The 5,394-nt window shown below is 30.2% G+C and carries 4 protein-coding genes; all 4 read left to right on the top strand.

What is annotated here, in order from left to right; genetic code table 11:
• Positions 1-438: dephospho-CoA kinase (locus tag V6U76_RS04305; protein WP_333023827.1), on the top strand; the 438-nt coding region annotated here is incomplete at its 5' end.
• 96 nt (positions 439-534) lie between these two features.
• Positions 535-1,707 (top strand): hypothetical protein, encoded by a 1,173-nt coding sequence (locus tag V6U76_RS04300; RefSeq protein ID WP_333023826.1) that lies wholly within the window; start codon positions 535-537, stop codon positions 1,705-1,707.
• 38 nt (positions 1,708-1,745) lie between these two features.
• A complete protein-coding gene (dnaG, locus tag V6U76_RS04295) occupies positions 1,746-3,506 on the top strand; it encodes a DNA primase (protein WP_333023824.1) in 1,761 nt (586 codons plus the stop codon).
• A 61-nt stretch (positions 3,507-3,567) separates the two neighbouring features.
• A complete protein-coding gene (locus V6U76_RS04290) occupies positions 3,568-5,097 on the top strand; it encodes an acyl-CoA carboxylase subunit beta (RefSeq protein WP_333023822.1) in 1,530 nt (509 codons plus the stop codon).
• Positions 5,098-5,394 lie beyond the last annotated feature (297 nt).

The raw sequence follows: 5,394 nt of genomic DNA, 5'->3' as shown, positions 1-5,394 counted from the left end.
TATTTTCCAGATGTGCTAATAAATGGGATAATAGATAGATCAATGTTATCAAAACACTTTTTGACTTATAATCAAAATTGGAAAACGTTTGAATCTATAGTTCATGTTTTAGTGTTGGAACAACTAAAATCTTTTCTTAAGATAGAAAGTAGAGCAAAAAGAAAATTTGTTATTTTGGATGTTCCATTACTCTTAGAAGCAAAATTTTACTTATATTGTGATTTTATCATTTTCGTTCACACTAGCAAACTTATACAAATGCAAAGGTTAAAAAAACGTAACCTTAGCACGAGAAAATTGAGCTTAATCTGTGATATTCAATTACCTTTAAGCAATAAAAAAAGATTCAGTGATTTTACTATTAATAGTGGAATAAATAGAGGTTATATATTAATGCAAATAGAAAAAATATTATTTTTTACTCAAACTTTAAAATAGAGATTAAGTATAATTTACTTGTTTTACATATAAAAAGTTGTATTAGCATAGAAAATATGTTATACTTCATATGGTAAACAATTTTAGTGATAAGTCATGACAGCTCTTACTTCTTTCCAAGAAAAAATTAGTATTTATGGTCCAAATAGAAAAGCGGAAGATAAAGTAGCATTACAAAACTTTTATGACGGCTTAAAGAAAGAACATAAACTCATTTTTGATGGATTTGTACGTTCTTTTGATGATGAGTATTGGATAAAGAGACGGAAAGATGCGGGGCAAGAAACCCTGACTGATGAGCAAAAGATTTTTTTAGGCAAGATAAGTAAAGAGAAGCCACATTTTGATTATACACAAGAAATATTTGAGGAGTCTAGCAGTATAAAAGAAGTTGATATATTAAGTGAAATAAATTTCTATCGTTTTTTATTGTCTGTATATAGTAAGATTAGGGAATTACAAGAGTATGATGATAAGAAAGCGCAACAAATAGTTCATGATTGTTTGAAGGATGCGCGTGCCACTGAGGCTAAAGATACTGTTTTAAGGATTCCATGCAATCTAATTGGAGTAGATTATGACCCTGATAATGGGGCCATTGGTTCTATTAAAGATGGGCTTTTAGAAAAAGTTCCTTTTCTAGGTAAAAAGAAGAAAGAAAAACCCAAGCCAGCAATGAGTGAAGGTGAAATAATTATGAAAATTTTTCCTAGTGTAGGTAATATCTTAAGTATTTTTTTATGCCTTGCTGTAGCATCATCCTTTATTCCTATATCTCCTATTTTTATGCTAATTGGTACAGTTGCTTTGAGCTTTGTATTTCCAGTATGCAAAGGAGTAAAAGGTTTGTTTTCCTCTAATTACGACAGGAGTGGTACTTTTTATAACCCTCAGCAAGACACAGATAATATGTATTCAGCTGGCGTTGATATTTCGCAAATTGACAATCAAAATAGAAAAGAAATATTAGCTGAAAGAAAGAGAGAAGAATATTCTGATAAGAATTATCATAGAATTTTAAAACTACCGCAGATAGAGAAAAAAAGTGATGTAAATAATAGTGTTGAAGCTAGTGAGCAAATAAAAATTGCATCTGATCCTAAAAAAGAAAATAACGAAGGAAAAAGTAGTGTTATTGATGAAGAACTTTCAAGTGCTGCTGTTGATTCTAATGAACCATCTTCTAATCTTCAAAATGTTAAGGTAGAAAGTGGAGTTTTCCATTCAATACAAAATGCTTTTAAGAAATTAGCTCCCTATATTTGTTAAATTAAAGTTATATATTTTCTATAATTAACACAGCAAAAATGGATCATATAGATGTTATAAAATCAAGGCTTCTCTTATCTGACATTGTTGGTAAAAAAGTTAAATTAGTTAAAAGAGGAGATAATTTTATAGGATTATGTCCATTTCATCATGAAAAAACTCCATCTTTTTCAGTAAATAATACTAAAGGGTTATACTACTGCTTTGGCTGTTCTGCTTATGGTGATATATTTGAGTTTATTTCAAAAACAGAAGGGTTAAGCTTCAAGGAAGTAGTGGATAGACTAGCACTTGTTGTTGGAATAGAATTGCCAAAAAATCGTTATATCGAAAAACAAGAGAATGGTATATTTTCAGCACTTAATTTAGCTGCTAATTGGTTTTCACGTGAATTAAGTAATAATCTAAATGCAATGAATTACTTAAAACAACGCAATATTTTCCCAAAAGTTATAAGTAAATTTAAAATAGGATATGCACCATCTTCAGGATTAAAACAGTACTTTAATTCTATTAACATAGAAGATAATGTTTTGCTAAAAGCAACACTCATAGGTAAAAATTTTTGTGATTATTTCTATAATAGACTTATATTTCCTATACATAATATTGCAGGTAGAGTTATAGCATTTGGTGGACGCGCAATAAATTCAGAACAACAACCAAAATATTTGAATAGCCCAGAAAGTGAGATTTTTAAAAAGAAGAATAATTTATATGCAATGAATTTTGCTTTAAGTAAAATACGAAAAAAGCAATATGCATTTGTTGTGGAAGGATATATGGATGTAATAGCTTTGCATCAAGCAGAAATTTGTAATTCTGTTGCTCCACTTGGTACTGCAATTTCTCTAGAACAAATAAGAAATTTGTGGAGCTTCACTAAAGAAGTATGTATCTGTATGGACGGCGATAATGCTGGATATAGTTCTGCTATAAGAATTGCTGAATTAGTTTTACAGGTACTAGAACCAGGATACACATTGAAGTTCGTAGTTTTGCCAAAGAATAAAGATCCATACGATGTATGTAATGAATTAGAATACAATAAAAAAAATATATTAACTATTTTTAATAATTTTACAAAACTACACTCTGAGTTTTTATGGGATCATGTAGTAAATAATAACTTGCAAGACTACACTAAATTTGCTCCAGAGAAATACTCTATTCTAGAATATAAATTCATGGAGTATGTAAACATCATAAAGAATAGTAGAATTAAGAAATACTATAAAGATTATTTTTATAGTAAAGTCTTTGAGCTTAGAAATAAAAAAACAACTCCTCCTAGTAATAAAAAATTTAGTCATGAATACCTGCGTAATCATTCTCCTGAACTGATTGAAATAGAGCAGAATCAGATTATAATTCTGCATATAGTGATTACATTTCCTGATATACTAAATAACCCTATTTGCTTTGAGCAGTTTGCTGATTTAGATATTGTTAACAAAAGTATGGAGAAGTTAAAACAACATATAATTGATATTAAGAGCGAAATAATTGATATAACTCAAGAGATTTTGATAGAAAAATTAGAAGTTTTATCCATGAAAAAAGTCATAAAGTATATATTCGATAAAACAAGTGCTTTGGGTAAACAATTAAGTGATGCAAATTCTGCCAAAGCTGTATGGAATAATATTATGTTATTGCAGGAACTAAGTTCATTGCGGCAAGAAAAAATTGAAGCGAGATTAAGCGGTAATTTAGAGCTTGAAGATGAATTAATCAGCAAAATAAAACGATTGGAATTCCATTTAAAAGAGATGCAAATGAAATTTATTCAAGAGTAGATATCACATTTTGTAATTTTAATAAAATAATGTAAGATTTCACTTTGTTTTATAAAGTTGCATGAGGAGTCCTGAAATATTAAATAAGTTGCATGATAGATCTTTAGAAGCAGAAGAAGGTGGTAGCTTAGATAGAGTAGATAAACAGCATGAGAAAGGTAAATTAACTGCTAGAGAAAGACTTAAAGTCTTACTCGATGAAAATTCTTTTAAAGAATATGATAAATTTGTAGAGTGTGGTGTATCTGATTTTGCAATGCCAAATGTTAATTCTGTAGGTGATGGAGTAATAATAGGGCACGGTACCATTTACGGTAAAATAGTATTTGTTTATTCACAAGATTTTACTGTATTTGGTGGATCCCTTGGTGCGTCTCATGCAAAAAAGATATGTAAGATTATTGACATGGCAGTTAATGCCAGGGCTCCTATCATAGGGTTAAATGATTCTGGTGGAGCAAGAATTCAAGAAGGAGTAAATGCCCTTGCAGGTTATGGAGAGATTTTTCAAAGAAATGTAAATTCATCTGGAGTGGTTCCACAAATTTCTTTAATTATGGGACCGTGTGCAGGTGGGGCGGTCTACTCTCCAGCGTTAACAGATTTCACATTCATGGTTAAAAATACTTCATATATGTTTATTACTGGACCTGATGTAGTGAAGAAAGTGACATATGAGAGCATAAGCTGTGAAGATTTAGGAGGAACTAGTGTTCATGTAAGCAAGACAGGAGTTGCGGATTTAGCTTTTGATAATGACATTGAAATGTTACTTGCAGTGCGTAAGTTTTTAACTTATTTACCTTCTAACAATCAAAGTATGCCTGAATTTCAGTCTACTCACGATTTAGTTAATGATATTGATGAATCTTTGAATACTTTAATTCCAATGAACTCTAACATTCCTTATAATATGTATGAATTAATTGAAAAAGTTTGTGATGAACGAAAATTTTCGGAATTAAAGCCAGACTTTGCTCGTAATATTATAATTGGATTTGGAAGAATAGGGGGTAATGCAGTTGGCATTATAGCAAATCAACCTATGCATCTCGCAGGATGTTTAGATATTGATTCTTCAAGGAAAGCTGCAAGGTTTATTCGGTTTTGCGATGCATTTAATATTCCTATTATAACTTTTATTGATGTTCCTGGATTTTTACCAGGGATAAATCAGGAGTACAACAATATAATAGAGCATGGAGCAAAATTGCTTTATGCATACGCTGAAGCTACTGTACCAAAGATTAGCTTAATCACTAGAAAAGCGTATGGTGGAGCATATATTGTTATGAATTCAAAGCATTTAATGGGCGATATAAATTATGCTTGGCCCACCGCTGAAATAGCTGTAATGGGCCCTGAAGGTGCAGTTGAAATTATATTTAAAGGTAAGAAGGACAGTGTACAATCACTCATTCAAGAATATCGAAATAAATTTGCAAATCCGTTTTTTGCTGCTTCACATGGATATATTGATGATATCATTGTGCCAAGTAAAACAAGATACCATCTTTATGAATCATTAAGAATGCTACAAAATAAAAAGAAAGAAAAGATATGGAGAAAACATGATAATATGCCGCTATGAAGATGGAGTGTGTTATTAGTATGTATAACTTCATTTTTGATAATGAGAATCGCTTATTTTTGACTTGAATCCTGAAAAATTAGACCTCTTTCGAAACTATAAAAAGTAAAAAGATGCTAAGCAAAATAGATAAATTAGAGAGATTAAGTAAAAAGCCTAAACAATACCAAGTAAAAAGTTTATTTTTCCTTAAGAAGAGTGCTCGCGGTGGAAATTTTTGCTTCCACAGTTTTGCCGTTACCATTATAATATAGAAAATCAAGTAAAAATTTCAAGAATTTAATTCAAAAACATTCA

This window comes from Wolbachia endosymbiont of Pentidionis agamae (assembly GCF_036711655.1).
Lineage (GTDB): Bacteria > Pseudomonadota > Alphaproteobacteria > Rickettsiales > Anaplasmataceae > JAZHPY01.
This window is presented reverse-complemented; position numbering and strand designations above follow the sequence as displayed.